This is a genomic window from Parabacteroides hominis, assembly GCF_014287585.1.
Classification (GTDB): Bacteria; Bacteroidota; Bacteroidia; order Bacteroidales; family Tannerellaceae; genus Parabacteroides; species Parabacteroides hominis.
Map to the genome: position 1 here is coordinate 38,804 of NZ_JACOOJ010000018.1, position 20,169 is coordinate 58,972.

The window sequence follows — 20,169 nt, forward strand, 5'->3', positions numbered from 1 at the left end:
ATTTATTAGTATCGAAAATGAAGAGACTATGTATGGCTGTCATGGCAATGTGTGTTTTGTTGTCATGTACTGAGAAAAAAGAGGAAGCCACTCTTTCTGGACTGATGAAATCTAATTTCGTATCAGAGGTGCAAGGAAAGCCGACTGCATTATATGTGTTGAAGAACCAGAATGGTGCGGAAGCCTGTGTCACCAACTGGGGCGGACGCTTGGTGTCGGTTATGGTTCCTGACAAGGATGGCAAAATGACGGATGTCGTCCTGGGATACGATAATATCCAACAGTATGTGGACAATCCAAACAATAACTATGGCGGGTTGATCGGCCGTTACGGAAACCGTATCGCAAATGGTAAGTTCTCGTTGGACGGTGTTGAATACCAGCTTCCGCAGAATAACAACGGACACTGCCTGCATGGTGGTCCGGATGGTTACCATACGGTTGTTTGGGATGCCAAGCAGGTAAATGACCAGAGCGTGGAGCTGACCTATCTATCCAAAGACGGTGAAGCCGGTTTCCCCGGAAATCTGAACCTGAAAGTTACATATACATTGACGAACGACAATGCCGTCGATATCAAATACGAGGCTACAACAGACAAACCGACTGTCGTGAACCTGACGAACCATAGCTATTTCAACCTTTCCGGTGTTCCGGGGTCTCAGATACTGGATCATTCGATTATGATTGCTGCAGATACCTATGTTCCGGTTGATGAAACATTGATCCCGACCGGTACGCTTGATCCGGTAGAAGGAACTCCGATGGATTTGCGCACGGCTGTTGCTGTTGGCGCACATATCGATGATCCGTTCGATCAGTTGGTAAGAGGTAAAGGCTACGATCATAACTGGGTGTTGAATAATAATTGCGACATCAATGTCTTAGCTGCAAAAGCTGTTTCTGCAAAAAGCGGTATCGGGCTTGAAGTTTATACGAATGAGCCGGGTATCCAGTTCTATGCCGGAAATGCAATGACGAAGGATGGCGATAAGGGTAAATTAGGTGTGATCTATCCGCATCGCGGCGCTTTGTGTCTGGAAACACAGCATTATCCTGATACTCCTAACCAGCCGAGTTTTCCGAGCGTAGTGCTGCGTCCGGGTGAGAAATATTTCAGCGAATGTATTTATAAATTTACGGTTGAAAAATAAAAGACATTATATTTTTTGGGAAACTTTCTGGTAATCGGAATGATTAGAAAGGGGCGGCTGTAAAAGGTCGCCCTTTTTGTTGCCAAAAATCTTTGATTTGTATCTGTTAATGTTTCTTTGTAAACAATATAGTTTGCCGTTTTTATTTATCTTTGCAATTGACATAAGACTGTCGAGGCTTTGACTTTTCGGTAGTTTTATTGATGGATAACGTTAAGCGTTTAAGATATTATCTTTGGAACTGAAAATCGCCAACTTTCAAGTCGGACGAAGATAATAGACAACTGGACGCTCACGCTTGTTATATATACCCGTGTATATAGAATAGAGCGTGGGCTGTTGTTTATTATTTGTCCGATGGGTGTTTGGCGATACCTCAGTTTCAAATAATAAATTAACAGTTCCCACGCTTTTTAATTATATAGATGCCAAACATCGGGGAGCAGGGCGGCAGCATAATTTGAGTATGAACTCAGGAGAATCGGAGAAAATTGCAATCTGTTGCGTATTATTGGATATTGTGGAAGCTATGGGCACAAGTGCCGATATAAAGAGTTGCCGCCATTATCAATCGTTGAGAGATAAAACGGATATTACCGATTCTGACTTTGAACGGGCGCGTTCCGTTTCGGTATTGTCAAGTCTGGTTACTTTGAAGGGGATGCATTATAACAAAAAGATGTTGCTGGCTTTGACCGTATGTGATCTTTATTCCGGGCACACGCCTGTTTCTCTTAATTTAAGGATTGCATTCGAAACATTGATGAATGCAATCGAATGGCCGATCTCGTTTTCCGAGATATTGACGATCAGCCGGACGGAATGAACCGGGTCTTCATCTGTTATTTGCAATGCTGCCCGCAGTCAATTCTTTCTTTAAATATTCGGCTGTGACAGATTGCTTGCAGAAGAGCATTTCTTTCGGAGTTCCGGAATAAAGCAATTCGCCACCCATTTGGCCTCCGCCGGAACCTAATTCGATCACATAATCGGCTGCTTTCAGGACATCCAGGTTGTGTTCTATCAAAAAGACCGAATTGCCCAAGTCCACCATCGAATCGAAGAGCTGGATGATTTGATGTATGTCTTTGACGTGAAGCCCGTCGGTCGGTTCGTCCAAGATGAAGATTTTTCCTTTGTTATCGAGATAGGAGGCCAGTTTGACCCGTTGCAGTTCGCCGCCGGAAAGAGTGGAAAGTGCCTGGTTGAGATGCAGGTAGCCTAATCCTACTCTCATCAGGGGTAACAATTTCTTTTCGATCTCTGTCCCGGCAAAACGGAGAGAAGCCTTTCGCACGGTCAAGTCCATCACTTCTGCGATATTCAGCCCGTCGACGGTATATTGCAATGCTTCTTGTGAATAGCGTAATCCGCCACAGGCTTCACAGACGGTTTCGATCGAATCCATAAAAGCCATGTCCGACACGATAACGCCTTTTCCACCGCATACCGGGCAGCCGCCTTTTCCGTTAAAGGTGAACATGCTCAATCCGGCTTTGCTATTCCGGGCAAAGAGTTTGCGTATGTCATCCGCTACTCCGATATAGGTAGCGGGAGTAGAACGCAGGCTTATACCAATATTTTTTTGGCTGATATAAATCACGTCTTCTTCACAGGCTTGACGGAAGCATTCCATCAAGGAGCTTTTTCCCGAACCGGCAACTCCCGCGATCACCGTAAACAGGCCGAGCGGAAAGCTGACTGTCAGATCCTTTAGGTTATGTTCTCCCGCATGTTCGAGCATAAACCAGCCGGATGGAGTACGGACGTCTGTTTTCAGAGGAGATTTCTCTGCGATCATCGATCCGGTTTGCGTGCCGCTTTCCAATAAGCCCTCATAGCTGCCTTCATATAGGATGTTGCCGCCGTCCATGCCGGAACCGGGACCCATATCGACGATATGGTCTGCGATCTGAATCATTTCCTTGTGATGCTCTACTAAAAGAACCGTGTTGCCGTGGTCGCGCAACTTCCGTACGGAGGCTTTGAGCAGGCGGATGTCGTGGCTGTGCAGTCCTACACTGGGTTCGTCAAGCACATACAACATGTCGGATAGGGCGGAATTTATATATTTGGCAATTTTGCAACGTTGCGCTTCGCCTCCGGAAAGCGTTCCCATGTTGCGGTCGAGTGTCAGGTAGCCCAGTCCGATCTCTTCGAGGGCGGACAGCCGGCTTCCGATGGCCTGCTTCAGGTCGTTAGCCAAAGGATCGTCAATTTTCCATAGCCAGTCGAGGATATCGGGAATGGCGAGGCGGGTGACTTCGGCAATGTTTTTCCCTCCGATCCGGCAGGAAAGGACGGTTCGGTTCAGGCGTGAGCCTCCGCAATCCGGACATACGCCCATCGTTACCATCGGTTCCAGCAATTTCTGATGCAGCTTGCCTTCTTCCGAGTTGATGATGCTGCGGTACATACGGGTTACCAATCCTTCATACTTGGCGGTCCGGGGCCAGTCGGCCGGCGGGTTCTTGAGCCGGATCTGGGGGGAATAGAGAAATAGTTCCAATTCTTCAGGCGTATAGTCCTTGATCTTTTTGTCCAGATCGAACAGACCGCTGCAAGCATACCGGATCCATCGCCATCCGCCACGGTGGAAAGCGACGTAATGGATCGTATCTTCATCGTTTAGCGACTTGTTGAAGTCGACTAATTTGTGTACATCCAATTCGCGCACTTCTCCCAATCCGTCGCAGCGAGGACATCTCCCTTGCGGATGATTGAAAGAGAATGTGTCGGAATAGCCGACAAAGGGCTTTCCGACACGTGAAAATAACAGCCGGAGCAGGGAATAGATGTCCGTGTAAGTTCCCACGGTAGAGCGGGCGTTAGGGGCCGGCTTCTTTTGGTCTATCACGATGGCAACGGGGAGATGCTCGATCCTGTCCACATGCGGGCGTCCGTACTTCGGCAGATATTGCTGGACGAAACTGGGGAAAGTCTCGTTCAGTTCCCGCCGGGAGCTGGCAGCAATGGTGTCCAACACTAAGGATGATTTGCCGGAACCGGAAACTCCGGTGAAAATAGTGATCTGTTTCTTTGGAATTTCTAATGAGATATGTTTGAGGTTATTCTCGTAAGCACCTGTTACTTTGATATTTTCCATATTTCTAATTCTTCCTTTTGGGCGGATTCAAAAGTAATCATATAATTTGGAAGAGGAAACATCCGGATACAAAAAGGGCTGGTGAATTTGATTCATCAGCCTTTTTTGTATATCCAATATAATAGTTAAAACATCCCTTTTTCCAAATCAGCAGCTTTTACACGGAAGATGTATCCGTTGCGCGAGAAGACCAGTTCACCGTCTTCTTTCTTTTTCTGGTTTACTAATCGTTGGAAAGCGATATTGGCTCCTTTAACTATATTCTCTTCAAATTCTCTAACTTCTTGTTCACTCATGATGCTCAAGTTTTGTATAAATATCCGAATTATATATCTCTTTTTTATCACTCCTGAAACCTTTGGCGATTACTTCCATCGGCGACATAGAGTTGTCTGCAATCATCCAATAGTCACAAATGGGGATATATAGTTCAAAGAGATTATGAATACCTGCCTCGTAACGACGGCGGATAGTACTCTCCGGAATGTTATGCCCTCCGGCGGCCACTCTCATTTTAACTCGCTCCACTGCTAAGTCCGGTGTGTTTAACCAGAAATATAGCAATGTCACATAATACCCTTCCCTTTGTGCTTCCCGGATCAGGTTTGCGCCTGAACGGGTGGCAAGCGTAGTTTCCATCGCAAACGTTTCGCCCGCGGCGATCAGTTCTTTAATGCGTTTATACATAATACGACTGGCTTCAACGGCTACCGCGATACTATCAGAATTAAAAGGGGAAAGCCCCTTGGCAATCTCGTCGGAATTAACAAACTCTTTACACTTCAACATCTCTGGGAGAATTGTAAAGGAAGCTGTCGTCTTTCCTGCCCCGTTGCATCCCGATATTATGTATAGATATGGCACTACTTACTGTCTTTTGATGGGACAAATATAGATAATAGTTTTATATGTTGGTTAATTTTATTCTCAAAAATAGTAAAAATGTGCAGAAAATGTACGGATAACCCCTCGGTTCGTTGTAAAAACAGGCGGTTTGGTGTAATTTAATGGCTTTGTCAAACGCTTGCAACATACCTTTATACCCATAAAAGGTCGCTCATTATGCCGTCGGAAATGAAAATGCCTTCTTTCGAGAGTGTCAAGGTGTCGTTTTCGTGAATCAGCAATCCTTGACGCAAATAGGTAGCTGCTTGCTGTTCGAGATAGGCTTGTTTTTCTTCTCCGAAACGCTCCCGGATGTCAGTCGTCCGGATTCCCCACATTGTGCGTAGTCCGGTGATAATAAAGTCGTTGTATTTCGTATTGATATCCAATTTTTCTATTTCTATATCGGGAATGCCTGTCTTGATCCCTTGTAAGTAGCGGGGAAGGGAAGAGATGTTCCATTGCCGGCTCTCTCCGTTGTAGGAATGGGCGGAAGGTCCGATGCCCAGATATTTTTTGCCGGTCCAGTAAGAACTGTTATGTTGGGACAGGTGGCCGGGGCGGGCGAAATTGGAAATCTCGTAGTGGAGATATCCGGCTTCGGTTAGCTTATATATTAATGTAGAGAAAAGGGTGACGCTCAACTCTTCTTCTGCAGGAGTGACTTTTCCGGTTTCCATTAATTTATATAAGGCAGTACCTTCTTCATATATTAAATGGTAGGCAGAGATATGGGGAATATCCAATCCGATGGCTTCATTCAGGTTCGTTTCCCATTCAGCCAGTGTTTGTCCGGGCAGTCCGTATATCAGGTCGATACTGATATTTCGTATGCCGTTCTCTTTGCATAGGGCGACAGCACGAAATGCCTGCTCGCGGTTATGGCGGCGGTTCAGGAAGCGGAGGTCTTTTTCCTTAAAACTCTGAACTCCCATGCTGACGCGGTTGAATGGCAGCGAACGGAGGGAGGTGATATATTCCGGTGTCATATCATCCGGATTGGCTTCGAGAGTGATCTCCTTGCAGTTGCTTGTGTCGAATAAACGGTTTGCCGCCTCGAATATCCGTTCGAAGTCCCCGGCTTGTAATTGTGAAGGTGTGCCACCTCCGAAGTAGATCGTTTCGACCGGCTCCTTTCCTATATATTCCTGTCGCAATTCCATTTCCCGGATAATCGCATTGATATACGGCTCCTTGAACTTCATCTCCGTATTGGAAAAGAAGTCGCAATACAGACACCGTTTGGCGCAAAAGGGAATGTGGATGTATAAGCCTGCCATTATTCTAAATATTGAAAAAGTTTTTTAGGATCTTGCCGGGTATCCCATATTAGTGCTATATAGATGAAGTCTGCTTCTACCGTATAATATATTTTGCAGTGTTTTTCTACTAAATAACGATATGGAACTTCCCGTGCTGTCGTACATTCTTCTATTGTTCCCATTAATGGGAATTGTTTGAGTAAAGATACATGTTGATTAATAGACTGTACTATCTGGATCGCTTTTTTTGTCCCTCTCTACTTGAGCCAGTTTTTGGCCATCTAATTGCAGAAGAAGCTCCATCAGATCCATCTTTCGTGCTTTTAATTCCATAGTTGTCATAGTTGCATTCTATTTAATGTGGACTACAAATATAAGGATATTCTGGGTGATAACCAATACTAAAGTCCTGATATTGTGTTTTTAGATACTGGAATGTTAAACAACATAGTTCTCAAACACCGAGCTTTAAATTGTTTTTCTCCTTTACAATCTCTAATTTGCGGTCCCGTGAATAAAGGGTTTGCGGGGCAATCTTTATTGTTAAACACAAATTAATACCTTGATATCATGAAAGTATACCAAACAAATGAAATTAAGAACATCTCTATCTTGGGAAGTTCGGGCTCTGGGAAAACCACTCTCGCTGAAGCTATGCTTTACGAGGGTGGAGTTATAAAACGTCGCGGAAGTGTGGAATCCGGAAACACTGTGAGCGATTATTTCCCGGTTGAGAAGGAGTATGGTTACTCGGTATTCTCGACCGTTTTCAGTGTAGAATGGCAAGACAGAAAGTTGAATTTCATTGATTGTCCGGGTTCGGACGATTTTATCGGCGGTGCAGTTTCCGCTCTGAATGTGACAGACACGGCACTGATGGTACTGAATGCGCAGTATGGCGTAGAAGTCGGCACAATCAACCAGTTCCGGTATACAGAACAATTCCATAAGCCGGTTATCTTTGTCGTGAACCAACTGGATAACGATAAGGCTGATTATGATGGAACGATCTCCCAGCTCCGCGACCAGTGGGGAAGCAAGGTTGTACCCATCCAGTATCCTGTTTCTACAGGTGCATCCTTCAATGCCGTTGTCGACGTGCTGAAGATGAAAATGTATCGTTGGAAGCCTGAAGGCGGAGTTCCCGATGTACTGGAAATCCCCGCAGAAGAAATGGATAAAGCAATGGAACTCCACAAAGCATTGGTCGAGGCTGCCGCCGAAAACGACGATATGCTGATGGAAAAATTCTTTGAAGAAGGCACATTGAGTGAAGATGATATGCGTGCCGGTATCCGTGCCGGTCTGGTTATCCGCGGTATGTTCCCGGTATTCTGTGTATGCGCCGGTCGTGACATGTGCGTCCGCCGTACGCTCGAATTCTTGGGTAATGTCGTTCCTTGTACGGACAAGATGCCGCGCCCGGTTACTACCGAAGGTGTGGAAGTGACTCCCGATTCGAACGGACCGACCAGCCTGTTCTTCTTTAAGACGACTGTAGAACCGCATATCGGTCAGGTTTCTTATTTTAAAGTGATATCAGGTAAAGTAAAAGAAGGTGACGATTTGCTGAATGCCGATCGCGGTTCGAAGGAGCGTATCGCACAGTTGTTCTCTGTTGCCGGACAAACCCGTAATGCCGTGACCGAAATGGTTGCCGGGGATATCGGCGCTACCGTTAAACTGAAAGATGTTCGTCGTGGTAATACTTTGAATGGTAAGGGATGCGATTATCGTTTCGACTTTATCAAATATCCGGACCCGAAGTATCGCCGTGCCGTGAAACCGGTTAATGAAGCAGACGCCGAAAAGATGATGGAAATCTTGATGCGTATGCGCGAAGAAGACCCGACGTGGATGATCGAACAGTCCAAGGAATTGAAACAGACAATCGTTTCCGGCCAGGGAGAATTCCATCTTCGTACATTGAAATGGAGAATCGAGAACAATGACAAATTGCCGATCGAATTCTACGAACCGAAGATCCCGTATCGTGAAACCATCACGAAAGCTTCCCGTGCGGACTACCGCCATAAGAAACAGTCGGGTGGCGCAGGCCAGTTCGGTGAAGTTCATCTGATCGTCGAACCGTATTACGAAGGTATGCCGGCTCCGGATACATATCGTTTTGGCGGACAAGAATATAAAATCAGCGTACGTGATACGCAGACTATAGATTTGGACTGGGGTGGAAAGCTGGTATTTATTAACAGTATCGTTGGTGGAGCCATCGATGCCCGTTTCCTTCCGGCTATCCTGAAAGGTATTATGGCTCGTATGGAGCAAGGGCCGTTGACAGGTTCGTATGCCCGTGACGTGCGTATCATCGTCTATGACGGAAAGATGCACCCGGTGGACAGCAATGAAATTTCTTTCATGCTGGCAGGCCGTAATGCTTTCAGTACCGCCTTTAAAGAAGCCGGTCCTAAGATCCTGGAACCTGTTTATGATGTGGAAGTATCGGTTCCGGCTGATTATCTGGGCGACGTGATGAGTGACCTGCAGGGACGTCGTGCCATCATTATGGGTATGAATAGTGAAAAAGGGTACGAAAAGCTGTTGGCTAAAGTACCTTTGAAAGAGATGTCTTCGTACTCGACATCTTTGAGTTCCATCACCGGTGGACGTGCTTCATTTACGATGAAGTTCTCCAGCTACGAACTGGTTCCGTCGGATGTCCAGGATAAGCTGTTGAAAGCTTACGAGGCAACTCAGGCAGAAGATTGATTTGGATTTTCTATAAATTGGATGAAGGCTGCCCCTGTGAAGGAGTGGCCTTCATTATTTTTTCATACGGCTGTTGCAACGGCGTAATATGAAGTGCGTTTTTTTGTATCGTGTTAATAGAAACAACATGAAACTAAGAAAGTACTATCCAACCATTGTCCTGTCGGACATTCACCTGGGTTCCGAACATTCCCGGACCGAGGAAGTGACGAATTTCCTGAAACATGTTAACTGCGACCGCCTGATACTGAACGGCGATATCATCGATGGATGGCAACTTCAGAAGTCCGGTCGCCGCTGGAAGCAACAGCAGACCGACTTCTTCAAGGTCCTGATGAAGATGATGGAGAGACAGGGGACGGAGATTATCTATGTCCGTGGCAATCATGATGACTTCCTGGATAACCTCGTTCCGTTTTCTTTCTCCAACTTATCTATCGTGAAAGATTATATTTTGAATACGCACGGGAAGCGGTATCTGGTTACACATGGCGACATATTCGATACGGTTACGACGAATATGCGGTGGCTGGCGATGTTGGGAGATATCGGCTATACGTTCCTGTTGTGGCTGAACCGGATATACAACCAGCGGAGGGAAAAAAACGGAAAGCCTTATTTCTCCCTTTCCCAGCATGTCAAGCATAAAGTGAAGAGCGCTGTTTCCTACATCTCGGATTTTGAAAAAGAGCTGGTCAAACTGGCGGAAGTAAAGAAACTGGACGGTATTATTTGCGGGCATATTCATCAGGCTGCTAATGTCCGGTACGGGAATATCCATTATCTGAATTCCGGCGACTGGGTGGAAAGCCTTACAGCACTTGTCGAAAATGAACAAGGAGAGTGGAATATTGTTTCTTATAATAGGGAGGAGTATGCAGCGGAAGAAATGCAACTTTCCGTCTTACACTATGCCGAAGTGATATGAAAATACTGTTTATCATACAAGGTGAAGGCCGAGGTCATCTGACACAGGCGCTTTCTCTCCGTCAGAAACTGACGGACGAAGGGCATGATATAGTCGGTGTCCTGGTTGGCAAAAGCCCTGCCCGCCGCCTTCCCGATTTCTTTAGCGAGAAGATCGAAGTGCCTGTTTATCCGTTTGAAAGTCCTAACTTCCTGCCTTCCGCCAAGAATAAACGGGTCAATCTGGCTAAAAGCGTAGCCTATAATGTTTTCCGGTTGCACAAATATATGTCCAGTATCCGGTATATCAACCGGATGATAAAAGAGACGGGGGCAGATGTAGTCGTAAACTTTTATGAGCTTTTGACCGGGCTGACTTATCTGTTCTGCCGGCCAAAAGCTGTCATGGTTTGCATTGCGCACCAGTATTTATTCCTGCATCCGGATTTTGTTTTTCCGAAAGAGAACCGTCTGTCGCTTGCTTTCCTGAAGTTCTTTACCCGTATTACGGCTATCGGGGCCGCTAAGAAGTTGGCGTTGTCTTTCCGTAAGATGCGGGAGGTTCCGGCTGGCGGAATCGTGGTGGTTCCTCCTCTTTTGCGTAAGGAAGTTTTAGAAATGACACCGACAAAAGGGGATTACCTGCATGGCTATTTGTTGAATAGTGGATTCAGCGAAGAGATACGCTCCTGGCACAAGGCGCATCCAAGTATCGAGCTGCATATCTTTTGGGATAAAAAAGAGGCGCTCCCCGAAGTAAAAGTGGATTCCAGACTTTCTTTCCATCAATTAAATGACACGCTGTTTGTCCGTTATATGGCAGGAGCGAAAGCCTATGCCACGACTGCGGGCTTCGAGTCTGTCTGCGAGGCCATGTACCTGGGTAAACCTGTCCTGATGGTTCCGACTCATATCGAACAAGCCTGCAATGCATTCGACGCCGTTCATGCCGGGGCAGGCGTTATTGCGGATCTGTTCGATCTGAATGCTTTGTTGCAACTGTCGCAAACACATCAGCCGGATCTTGCTTTTTCTCATTGGGTGAAGCAGGCGGATTGGTTGATCCTGCGTGAGTTCCGCCCGGACTTATTGATGGAGGAAACCTATTCTTCCTTGTGGCATCGCTTATCAACCCGATGGATATGCCGGTTAGGAAAATCGTTATCGATTTGACGATTGTAAATCTCCATTCGGCTGTTTCAAACCTTCTTACAATTGTCCTATTATTCTGCAAACAAGTTATTGATTGCGAAAACGACTATCATACCTGCATGGTATGATAGTCGTTTTCTAAAATCTATTGTAGTATCGACAAATTTGAACCGTAAATGGATTGTTTATTTCAAAGCCTGCTCGATATCCGCAATAATATCGCCTGCATTTTCGATGCCGACAGACAGGCGGATCAGGTCGGGAGCGACTCCGGCTTCGATCAGCTGTTCGTCCGTCAACTGGCGGTGCGTATGGCTGGCGGGGTGGAGGACGCAGGTACGGGCGTCGGCTACGTGGGTTACGATGCAGATCATTTTCAGGTTATCCATAAAGCGGGTCGCATCTTCACGGGAGCCTTTCAGACCGAAGGCGATTACGCCACAAGTCCCGTTCGGCATGTATTTTTGTGCCAGTTCGTAATACTTATTGCTCTTTAATCCGGGGAAGTTCACCCAGGCAACCTGCTCGTTTGCTTCGAGCCATTCGGCAACCTGCTGGGCGTTCTTGCAATGTTGCGGCATACGCAGATGTAATGTTTCCAATCCTAAGTTCAACAGGAAGGCATTCATCGGAGCCTGGATAGAACCCAGGTCACGCATCAACTGTGCCGTAGCCTTTGTCATGTAGGCCATCTTGCCGAAAGCCTTTGTATAGGTCAGGCCATGATAGGATTCGTCCGGAGTGGTCAGGCCGGGGAATTTGTCGGCATGCGCATCCCAGTCGAAATTGCCGCTGTCCACGACAGCACCGCCTACGCTTGTCGCATGGCCGTCCATATATTTGGTTGTAGAATGCGTCACGATATCGGCTCCCCATTCGAACGGGCGGCAGTTGATCGGCGTCGCGAATGTATTGTCGACGATCAAAGGAACACCGTGGCTGTGGGCGATACGGGCAAACTTCTCGATGTCCAGCACGCTCATGCCCGGATTAGACAAGGTTTCGCCGAACAATGCTTTTGTGTTTGGACGGAAAGCGGCCGAGATTTCTTCTTCCGCAGCATCCGGGTCGACGAATGTCACCTCGATACCTAATTTTTTGGCCGTCACGCCGAAGAGGTTGAACGTCCCGCCATAGATCGTGGAAGAGCAAACCAAGTGGTCGCCTGCCTCGCAAATGTTGAACAGGGCATAGAAGTTGGCTGCCTGTCCGGAAGCCGTCAGCATCGCGCCTACGCCCCCTTCCAGAGCGGCGATCTTGGCTGCGACAGCATCGTTTGTCGGGTTTTGCAGGCGGGTGTAGAAATATCCGCTTTCTTCGAGGTCGAAGAGTTTGGCCATCTGTTCGCTGGTGTCATACTTGAATGTCGTACTCTGATAGATGGGCAGGACGCGCGGTTCTCCCTTTTTCGGTTGCCAGCCTCCCTGCACGCAGAGGGTTTCCGGCTTTAATGAATTGTTCATTATGATAATGTTTTACTATGTATTTGTTATTATCCGGCAAAAATAAGGAATAGTTTGTTTGTATCACAATATCTTCTTCTGTAAAATACGGAACCAGACGAATGCGACGACTCCTTTCAGCATGCTGGAGATGCTGATTGCCCACCAGACACCCGCCACACCCAGTCCCAGGGCTGTCAGCCCGATCGCCATCGGAATGCGCAGGCTGTTGAACGTGATACTGATGATGGCTGGCGGAATCGTACGGCCTGTTCCGTAGAACAATCCCTGCATCGTTATTTCCAACATCATGAACAACATGGAATAGCCGTCGATGCGAAGGAAAACGCCTCCTGCCTCATAAGCGGCCTTTTCGGGTATGATCAGAGAGAACACTTCGCTGCCGAAGAACACGAAAAGCAGCGTGCAGAAGATTCCGAACAGAGCCGTCATCCGGAGTGTCGTGTGGTAAGCGCCTAAGACACGTTCTTTTTTCCGGGCGGCATAGTTCTGCGCCACGAACGTACTCAAAGCCGTGCTGAATCCTTGTGAGGTGTTCCAGGCGATCGCTTCGATCTGTCCGCCGGCCGTCATCGTCATCAGCCCGATATGCCCGCCATAGGTGGATGCCGTGCGCGCCATCATCAGGTTGATAACGGCAAACAAGCTGTTCAGCAACGCTACGGGAAGTCCCAACTGGAAGATTCGTTTGCTATAGCGACTTTTCAACCGGATGAGGAATGGAAATCCTCCGAACAGCCGGTTTCTCTTTTTCAGATAGTAGATAAAAATGGCCAGCACGGTCGCCTCCGACAGCCAGGTCGCACAGGCTGCTCCATCCGTCCCCATCCCGAATCCGAATATAAATAGCGGATCGAGCACCATATTCATAATCAATCCGCTGCCGCTGACATAGAACGGGATTTTGCTCAGTCCTGCCGCGTTATAAATTCCTGTGCAGGCTGCCGACAGGAAAATGAGCGGAAACCCTGTCGCCACAATCCTGAGATAGGACACTGCATGGGCGGAAATATCCGTGTCGAGCTTGAAGAAACCGATGACAGGATTTGCCAGTACGAACAGCAACAGGCCCCAGCAGATCGAGATAATCAAGGCAATCGTAAGGTTGTGGGAAGCAAAAGCGCGGGCGCCTTCTTCTTCACGTGCCCCGATACTTTGTGCCACGCTGACTTCCGCCCCTACCTTATTGAGGTAGGAGATCGAAGTCGTCATCCAGGTCAGGATCCCGACTGCCCCGATAGCGGCTACTGCTTCGCTACCTAAGCGTCCCACCCAAGCCATGTCGGTGATGCTGTAGGCCATTTGAATAAAAGAGGTCCCCATGATGGGAAGCGCCAGGTTGAATAGTTGTTTTTTAATAGGCCCTTCCGTCAGATTTTTTGTCCCTTGCATGTTCGTTTCGTATTTGGCTGCAAAGATACCATTGTTTATGGAAAAAATAATTATACTCCCCTCAATCTGGTTATGACGAATGGGGTAATAGTTTACCATCAGTCGCTCCTAAAAAATAGCCTGATTTACCCCAAAATTACCCCTGTTTTTGCAAAATGCCCAAAATACGCCAAAACGCTATGCTCATTATCAGTATGTTAGCTTTTCAAAAAGTGGGTATAAAATAAGTCGTTTTAAGATGGTAAAACCCTGTATTGATGCGGGTTGTAGAGCTGTTTTGAAATGACTAATGAAAACGTACGTTTTTTTTAGTCATTTGCAAAGTTATGATTTTGTCTATGATAATCAAAAAATATTGAAGATAATATTTGATATAAACCATTTATTTACAATGCTTACATGAAATTATCCAATTAAAGGTGTAAACCTTATAAAACCTCCCGAAAAATGACTAAAAAAAACGTACGTTTTCATTAGTCATTTTATCAGAGGAAATTATTTCTAATATAAATTTCAAACATCAGGATCATGGCAAAAAAAGTCAAACCAGGCAAACTCCGGGGCAACACGAACCCGAACAACCTAACAGCCGATGAAAACGATTATACGCTCAGTATAATCGGCGGCATGAGCTACGATTTGGATCAGTTGGGGCAACTGGTCGTTCAGGACGGGACGACAACCGACTCCAAAGAACAAATCATCCGAAATTTCCGCCTTATTGCAGAAAAGGGTATCGAAATGGGATTGATGGGCAACAACATCAACTACGAGTACTTCCGCCTCGCGTTCGGCGTAAAAGGCGTCTTCAACTCTGCCAACGAAGCCTTTATGCGGCCTAAGCACGAGGTCACCGCCTCGATGTCCGTAGGACCGGACGTAAGGAAGGCGATGGAAGAGACAATGGTGGAAAACATGGGGCCCGCCCAGCATTACGCCCAGATGGACACTATCATCAACACCGTGAACGGCGAAGTAAACAAGAGTGTCACTTCCGCACAGGTGCTCGAAGTGAAAGGCGTTAACCTCCCGATCAAAGGCGACGACCCCTCGGTCGGCATCTACCTTCAGCAGGTGGGCGAACCGGACAACACCCGCATCAAGGCTACCGTTATCCTGAACAATGAGCCGAAACGCCTGATGTTCATGGTTCCCGGAGGGTTGGTGATAAATGAGATGTACCAGTTGGTGCATATCACGCAGGCAAGCGCAAGCGGTAACACGACACAGTTGTTGAAATCGCCTCGCACAGCCTTTAGCAACACGCAGTTGAAATGCACCGACGGTACACTAATTCCCAATGGGGGAGAAGAGGAACGCCCAGGCGAATTATAACTGCCTGTAGAGGTATCTTTTTAATGGGTATATCCATCTGCCTAAGCATGGATATACCTATTAAGCTAAGCATGGATACCCCAATTCACCTAAGCATTGGTATACCTATTCAAGTAAGGATTGATATACCTATTATTAAAAAACAAATTTATATCATACAAGAATAATGAAAACAAACAACATCCAAACAATCCGTAAGGCAATGGCACTTCTTTTCGCCATCGCTTTTTTTCATGCCAGCGCGGGGGCGCAAGGTACAAATAAACAACTTGACATTAATGATGGCTGTATTACGATTACCGATCAAGGGTATAAACAAGGTGACGATATTGATATAACCCCGTATACCGGTGCTTATACCATAATTCAAACGGATGCTGATAACAGTACCAGTGATTCGATCCAAATACTGAGTAGCCCTGCAGGTGGTACTGATATCACATTGGAAGGGGTGAATATTAAGATTGAGGAAGAAAGATTATCCCCTATTTCTTTATCTGCTGGTACAACAGTGAATTTGACGTTGGGAAACAAGGAGAATAAACTGATTTCTGATGCTCCTGGAGTGCGTGTCCGGCCGGGTGCGACTCTGACGGTCAAAGGAAATGGAAAATTGAATATTAAAGGTCTAAGTAATGGTGGAGCTTGTATTGGTGGAGATAGGGATGAGACCTGTGGCAAAGTAACGGTTGAGAGCGGGACTTTATTGCTTCAGTCTAATGGATATGGAGCTGGTATCGGAGTCGGCAATGGAGCAAATGCAAAAAATGCAGGTGAAATAACCATCAACGGCGGTTACGTTGAAGTGAAAGGATATGATATAGGGGGAGCTGCCGGTATCGGTGGCGGCGGTAACGGTTCTAATAACGGAGGCTATGGTGGTACGATCACGATCAACGGAGGGACCGTGATTGCTGAAGGTTCAGGCGAGGGTGCCGGTATTGGTGGCGGAAACGCTGGTGATGGCGGAATAATAACCATTACCGGAGGTAAAGTGGTGGCTACCGGAGGTGAGTTTTATAGTTCAGCCGGTTCCGGCATTGGCTTTGGTGGTAGGGGCGGCAGCACTGCAACGATAACTATAACCGGAGGAGTGGTGACGGCCACAGGGAAAGGAAGTATGAAGGGCATAAACGGAACGGCTACGATAACCGGCGATCCTGTTATTTTTGCAAACAGTATAGATCAAACCAATAAAAATGCTTGGGAGGGTATTATTGTAGAGGGTAATACTGGACAGGTCTATGGAGACCAGACTCTCACGTCTAACTTCAAGATCGGTAAAGATACGACACTGACAATTCCTGCGGGAACGACTTTAACGCTGAATACGGGGGTCTACCTGACTAATATCGGTACGCTTAAGAATGACGGGACATTGACTAATGCTGGGACGATCCGGACTGCTGGGACGATAAGCGAGAGAGATAAGCTGACAGGTACGATAATAGATCTGGTGCTTTTAGAGAACAATATGGTAGAGGCAATAGATGATCAGACCTATACCGGCTCAGTGATCGAACCGGCGATTACTCTTAATTCGTATACGGAAATTACGGATTATACCTTTGCGTACAGTGACAACACCAATGCGGGAACAGGGAAGGTTACAGTTACTCCGTCCGAATTGGGTGCATTGTATGGGGATCCGGTAGAGGTAACCTTCAACATCAACCCGGCAGGACTGACTGTTACTCCGAAGTCCGGTCAAGTCCTTTATAGAGGAGAGCCGGTACTTTACGATTATACGGGAGCAATAGGAGGGGATACTCCTTCGTTGACGGGTGCACTGGCTTTGACGGATGGCGGTAGCGGCACTTGGACAATAGAGATGGGAACGCTTGCTTCGGATGACAATAACTATACGCCAGTGTTGAATCTTGCGGGTGTTACTTTCACCTATATCGATCAAGATCCCGCATCGGTGGATGTTACTTTGACTCCGGACGGTAATGACGGTTGGCATAAGAGCGAGATTACCTTTAAGGCTGATAATTTCGAAGCAGCTCTGACCGGAAGCTCCGACTTGAAGTCTACGCCTGCCTATGGTGAAAGTTTTGTTTGGGACACCGATGGCAGCTACACCCTCACCTATAACTTGCGTCGCACGACGACACAGGTCGTGTATGGAAAGACGGCAAACGTGAAGCTCGACAAGACAGCCCCGATACTTACCGCCCAGGTCAACAATCTGGCGTACACTCTCACTTTCAGTGATGCAACCAGCGGTGTCAAGACATTGAAAGTCGATGGAGATGTTATTCCTCTTGTACCCGGCGCAACTACCTATAGCAGTACTGGTTCCTCTGGCACGCATACCGCTGTCGTCACCGACGTGGCTGGTAACCAGACGAGCATCCCGCTGGTGTTGAGGGCTTACGTCCCGCCGGTTACCACTTACTACACCGTCACTCTACCTTCAGTGAAAGGCGTGACGCTTAGTAAACGTCCCGGTGACTACACGGTCGAAGAGGGCTACAACTTCACTTTCACTCTGACGCTCGATGCTGGGTATGACCTTTCCGTCCCGAAAGTCACGACCAGCCGTGGCGAGACGCTTGAAGCGGATGCCAACGGTCGCTATCGCATCAGCAACGTAGAGGAAGACATTACCGTCTCTATCACCGGTATTGTCCTGAACGAGGACCCGACAGCAAATGCGGAGATCGAAGGAGATATATGGGTGAGAGCAGCCGGTTCTACCTTATATATATACACTCCGAAAGAAGAAAGGGTTTCTGTTTATACTCTCACCGGATATCTGCTGAAGCAACAACGGGTGACGGGAAGTGCGGAGATCGGAATGCCGGCTGGGTTGTATATGGTCCGAGTGGCGGACAAGGTGTATAAAGTGGTGATACGGTAATTGTCTTGTTTCCGCATCAGGTGCGGGAACAGGGATTATTATTAAGACGCATAAAACAAAGCCGGATTCCTGAATGGGATTAAAACCCACGAAGGAATCCGGCTTTGCTATTTTATTAATCCGGCTGTTTCAGCAGGCGGCAAAAGAGAGCCAATGGCTTTATCAGAAATTGATGTTTACCCCGATCATCGCGCTGAAACTCTGCATCGGATAGCCGTAATAGAGTTCGTATTTCTGGAACAGGACATTGTTCAGTTTCAGATACAGTCCGAAGGTGTCGTTCAGGGTGTAGGAACCGGTCAGGTTGAGTTCGTTGATGTTTTTCATCTTTTCTCCTTCCGGTATTCCTAAGAAAGCCTTACGTCCGGTTGCTAAATAATAATCCAAAGAAGCAGTTACCTGGCTGATCGGGCGGACGGTGATGCCGGCTGTCAATTCCATTTCGGGTTTGCCGTAAGCAGCTCCGATATCATCGACGTTCCAATTATTGTAAACACCTTTCAGGTTGATGTCGAATAATTGCTGATAGCTATATTTCAGATTGACACCGCCGAACGCATGTTTTGCATTTGCTTGCAAAGCTCTGCTGGTATTGGCAAAAATATCGCCTTGCGCACTTGGAGCAAGGAGTGTCGGAGCAAAGAAAACTTCATCACTCGTGATCTTATATCCTCCGAATACATCAAACCAGAAGCCGGGAGCGATACCGCTTCTGATACCGACCGTTCCATCCAGATAGTTGCGGGAGGGAAGCAGTTCCATCGCCGGGTTGATATAGCGGTTGACCTGGGAAATATCGTACATACTGTTGGAGTACAGCTTGCCGCCGGCAACGAGGTAGAGCTGTGTTTTATCGGCAACTTCCACATCGGCCGTGATATTCGGTGAAGCCATAAACTTGCTGTTGTCACCGGTCACGAACATGATGTTCGCACCTAACTTTAGATTCCAGTTGTCTCCCGACACCTTATAATAAGGTGAAAGGGTTGCTTCGGCATGGTTCTCAAATTCCAGATATTCCTGTCCGCCCATTGTCGGCAGGCTGTAATTGAAGTATTCTACGTTACCCCCTAATCCGATGCGCTGCTCACCGCCGAAACGGGCGTTCAGGTCGAACTTGACGTCGAAGGTATGTTCCGTGGGTCCGTCCTGTTCCTTGCTTAACGCATATTTATGGGAGAAGTTGGTATATCCGAGATCCAGAAGGTAGCCGACAGGAGCGTCTTCTTTCGATTCGACTCCGATCTTTGCCTGGATAGCCTGGTTTACCTGATTGGTTTCACGGTCGAAAGCGGCTGGGTCCAGCGTGACTGACGATTCGGGACTGGGAACAGGTGCTCCGTAGTAGTTGAATGCGGAGTATCCGTATTTAAGCCCCATGTCCAGCGACATTTTGTCAAACACATGTTTGAAGTTGAGGCCGCCTAAGTTGTCGTTCAACTTAGCTTTTACTTTATCATCATATATCTCGATATATTTCACCTTCCCGTTCGTCGAGCGATGGGAGAACCAGATATTCAGCTTGTCCTTGTCCGTGCTCAGGATATGATAGCCGAGGTCGCCGTTCAGGTTCAGATACGTGCCGCCGCCGAAGTTGAAATAACCGCGGCGTTTGTTGTACTGGATATCCGTCATGATATTGCCTGAGGGCAGGAGGCTGATTTCCTTCTCCGGATCGGTCGGGACGGTGAAAGTCGCGTAGTCGATCGGCATCTTCTTGACAACCGGTTCTTTGATGACTGGCAATGTGTTCACTTTGCTGGCATCCTGTACGGTCGGGTCATATTCGCGTTCGAGCGTCATTTCCCGGTTCAGGTCTTTTTCCTTCGTCTTGTCTTCCTGTGCGCTGACGGTTGCGACGCTTCCCAAGAGGGCCATCACGCACAATGCTTTGATGTTATATATTGTCTTCATCACTTCT

General features: G+C 47.2%; 16 protein-coding genes. 7 read left to right on the forward strand and 9 right to left on the reverse strand.

Annotation, left to right across the window (positions count from 1 at the left end; translation table 11 throughout):
* Window positions 1–17: 17 nt before the first annotated feature.
* Window positions 18–1,154 carry an aldose epimerase family protein gene (locus H8S65_RS11185; protein ID WP_186930062.1) on the forward strand — a complete coding sequence of 379 codons (1,137 nt, stop codon included), beginning with the start codon at window positions 18–20 and terminating at the stop codon, window positions 1,152–1,154.
* Window positions 1,155–1,620: 466 nt separating this feature from the next.
* Window positions 1,621–1,980: a hypothetical protein gene (locus tag H8S65_RS11190; RefSeq protein ID WP_186930063.1), complete on the forward strand. Its 360-nt coding sequence runs from the start codon at window positions 1,621–1,623 to the stop codon at window positions 1,978–1,980.
* Window positions 1,981–1,989: 9 nt separating this feature from the next.
* Here H8S65_RS11190 and H8S65_RS11195 read toward each other — a convergent pair whose 3' ends face one another.
* The 6 genes from H8S65_RS11195 to H8S65_RS21045 all read right to left on the reverse strand — a co-directional run bounded on the left by H8S65_RS11195 (window position 1,990) and on the right by H8S65_RS21045 (window position 6,749).
* Window positions 1,990–4,260 (reverse strand): ATP-binding cassette domain-containing protein, encoded by a 2,271-nt coding sequence (locus H8S65_RS11195; protein WP_186930064.1) that lies wholly within the window; start codon window positions 4,258–4,260, stop codon window positions 1,990–1,992.
* 125 nt (window positions 4,261–4,385) lie between these two features.
* Window positions 4,386–4,556, reverse strand: coding sequence for a DUF8506 family protein (locus tag H8S65_RS11200; protein WP_005637232.1), 171 nt, complete (start codon window positions 4,554–4,556; stop codon window positions 4,386–4,388).
* Window positions 4,549–5,124, reverse strand: a complete 576-nt coding sequence (locus H8S65_RS11205; protein ID WP_186930065.1) for an ATPase — start codon at window positions 5,122–5,124, stop codon at window positions 4,549–4,551. Before H8S65_RS11205 ends, H8S65_RS11200 begins: the two co-directional genes overlap by 8 nt.
* A gap of 173 nt (window positions 5,125–5,297) precedes the next feature.
* The gene (gene hemW / locus H8S65_RS11210; RefSeq protein WP_186930066.1) at window positions 5,298–6,425 is read right to left on the reverse strand and encodes a radical SAM family heme chaperone HemW; all 1,128 of its coding nucleotides are present in this window, start codon (window positions 6,423–6,425) and stop codon (window positions 5,298–5,300) included.
* Window positions 6,425–6,589 carry a hypothetical protein gene (locus H8S65_RS11215; protein ID WP_186930067.1) on the reverse strand — a complete coding sequence of 55 codons (165 nt, stop codon included), beginning with the start codon at window positions 6,587–6,589 and terminating at the stop codon, window positions 6,425–6,427. The genes hemW and H8S65_RS11215 overlap by 1 nt, the downstream gene beginning before the upstream one ends.
* A gap of 34 nt (window positions 6,590–6,623) precedes the next feature.
* Window positions 6,624–6,749 carry a hypothetical protein gene (locus tag H8S65_RS21045; protein WP_255489176.1) on the reverse strand — a complete coding sequence of 42 codons (126 nt, stop codon included), beginning with the start codon at window positions 6,747–6,749 and terminating at the stop codon, window positions 6,624–6,626.
* A gap of 228 nt (window positions 6,750–6,977) precedes the next feature.
* On the opposite strand from H8S65_RS21045, the gene fusA2 reads away from it, so the two are divergent.
* The 3 genes from fusA2 (at window position 6,978) to H8S65_RS11230 (ending at window position 11,213) form a co-directional block, all read left to right on the forward strand.
* On the forward strand, window positions 6,978–9,134 hold the full coding sequence (gene fusA2, locus H8S65_RS11220; protein WP_186930068.1) for an elongation factor G2: 2,157 nt from the start codon (window positions 6,978–6,980) through the stop codon (window positions 9,132–9,134).
* 127 nt (window positions 9,135–9,261) lie between these two features.
* On the forward strand, window positions 9,262–10,062 hold the full coding sequence (locus tag H8S65_RS11225) for a UDP-2,3-diacylglucosamine diphosphatase (protein ID WP_186930069.1): 801 nt from the start codon (window positions 9,262–9,264) through the stop codon (window positions 10,060–10,062).
* On the forward strand, window positions 10,059–11,213 hold the full coding sequence (locus H8S65_RS11230; RefSeq protein ID WP_186930070.1) for a glycosyltransferase family protein: 1,155 nt from the start codon (window positions 10,059–10,061) through the stop codon (window positions 11,211–11,213). The genes H8S65_RS11225 and H8S65_RS11230 overlap by 4 nt, the downstream gene beginning before the upstream one ends.
* Before the next feature lie 164 nt (window positions 11,214–11,377).
* Here H8S65_RS11230 and H8S65_RS11235 read toward each other — a convergent pair whose 3' ends face one another.
* Together H8S65_RS11235 and H8S65_RS11240 are read right to left on the reverse strand one after the other, a co-directional pair.
* The gene (locus tag H8S65_RS11235; protein ID WP_186930071.1) at window positions 11,378–12,655 is read right to left on the reverse strand and encodes an O-acetylhomoserine aminocarboxypropyltransferase/cysteine synthase family protein; all 1,278 of its coding nucleotides are present in this window, start codon (window positions 12,653–12,655) and stop codon (window positions 11,378–11,380) included.
* 63 nt (window positions 12,656–12,718) lie between these two features.
* Window positions 12,719–14,047 (reverse strand): MATE family efflux transporter, encoded by a 1,329-nt coding sequence (locus H8S65_RS11240; RefSeq protein ID WP_186930072.1) that lies wholly within the window; start codon window positions 14,045–14,047, stop codon window positions 12,719–12,721.
* 528 nt (window positions 14,048–14,575) lie between these two features.
* Between H8S65_RS11240 and H8S65_RS11245 the strand changes: the two genes are divergently transcribed.
* Together H8S65_RS11245 and H8S65_RS11250 are read left to right on the forward strand one after the other, a co-directional pair.
* On the forward strand, window positions 14,576–15,382 hold the full coding sequence (locus tag H8S65_RS11245; protein WP_186930073.1) for a DNA-binding domain-containing protein: 807 nt from the start codon (window positions 14,576–14,578) through the stop codon (window positions 15,380–15,382).
* A gap of 166 nt (window positions 15,383–15,548) precedes the next feature.
* Window positions 15,549–18,248, forward strand: a complete 2,700-nt coding sequence (locus H8S65_RS11250) for a hypothetical protein (RefSeq protein WP_186930074.1) — start codon at window positions 15,549–15,551, stop codon at window positions 18,246–18,248.
* Window positions 18,249–18,410: 162 nt separating this feature from the next.
* Here H8S65_RS11250 and H8S65_RS11255 read toward each other — a convergent pair whose 3' ends face one another.
* Window positions 18,411–20,162: a TonB-dependent receptor gene (locus H8S65_RS11255; protein ID WP_186930075.1), complete on the reverse strand. Its 1,752-nt coding sequence runs from the start codon at window positions 20,160–20,162 to the stop codon at window positions 18,411–18,413.
* Window positions 20,163–20,169 lie beyond the last annotated feature (7 nt).

Bases quoted from the DNA above. Each gene is read 5' to 3' on its own strand.
- H8S65_RS11185 (WP_186930062.1), top strand. From the start codon at position 18: ATGAAGAGACTATGTATGGCTGTCATGGCAATGTGTGTTTTGTTGTCA.
- H8S65_RS11190 (WP_186930063.1), top strand. From the start codon at position 1,621: ATGAACTCAGGAGAATCGGAGAAAATTGCAATCTGTTGCGTATTATTG.
- H8S65_RS11195 (WP_186930064.1), bottom strand. From the start codon at position 4,260: ATGGAAAATATCAAAGTAACAGGTGCTTACGAGAATAACCTCAAACAT.
- H8S65_RS11200 (WP_005637232.1), bottom strand. From the start codon at position 4,556: ATGAGTGAACAAGAAGTTAGAGAATTTGAAGAGAATATAGTTAAAGGA.
- hemW (WP_186930066.1), bottom strand. From the start codon at position 6,425: ATGGCAGGCTTATACATCCACATTCCCTTTTGCGCCAAACGGTGTCTG.
- H8S65_RS11215 (WP_186930067.1), bottom strand. From the start codon at position 6,589: ATGGGAACAATAGAAGAATGTACGACAGCACGGGAAGTTCCATATCGT.
- H8S65_RS21045 (WP_255489176.1), bottom strand. From the start codon at position 6,749: ATGACAACTATGGAATTAAAAGCACGAAAGATGGATCTGATGGAGCTT.
- fusA2 (WP_186930068.1), top strand. From the start codon at position 6,978: ATGAAAGTATACCAAACAAATGAAATTAAGAACATCTCTATCTTGGGA.
- H8S65_RS11225 (WP_186930069.1), top strand. From the start codon at position 9,262: ATGAAACTAAGAAAGTACTATCCAACCATTGTCCTGTCGGACATTCAC.
- H8S65_RS11230 (WP_186930070.1), top strand. From the start codon at position 10,059: ATGAAAATACTGTTTATCATACAAGGTGAAGGCCGAGGTCATCTGACA.
- H8S65_RS11235 (WP_186930071.1), bottom strand. From the start codon at position 12,655: ATGAACAATTCATTAAAGCCGGAAACCCTCTGCGTGCAGGGAGGCTGG.
- H8S65_RS11240 (WP_186930072.1), bottom strand. From the start codon at position 14,047: ATGCAAGGGACAAAAAATCTGACGGAAGGGCCTATTAAAAAACAACTA.
- H8S65_RS11245 (WP_186930073.1), top strand. From the start codon at position 14,576: ATGGCAAAAAAAGTCAAACCAGGCAAACTCCGGGGCAACACGAACCCG.
- H8S65_RS11250 (WP_186930074.1), top strand. From the start codon at position 15,549: ATGAAAACAAACAACATCCAAACAATCCGTAAGGCAATGGCACTTCTT.
- H8S65_RS11255 (WP_186930075.1), bottom strand. From the start codon at position 20,162: ATGAAGACAATATATAACATCAAAGCATTGTGCGTGATGGCCCTCTTG.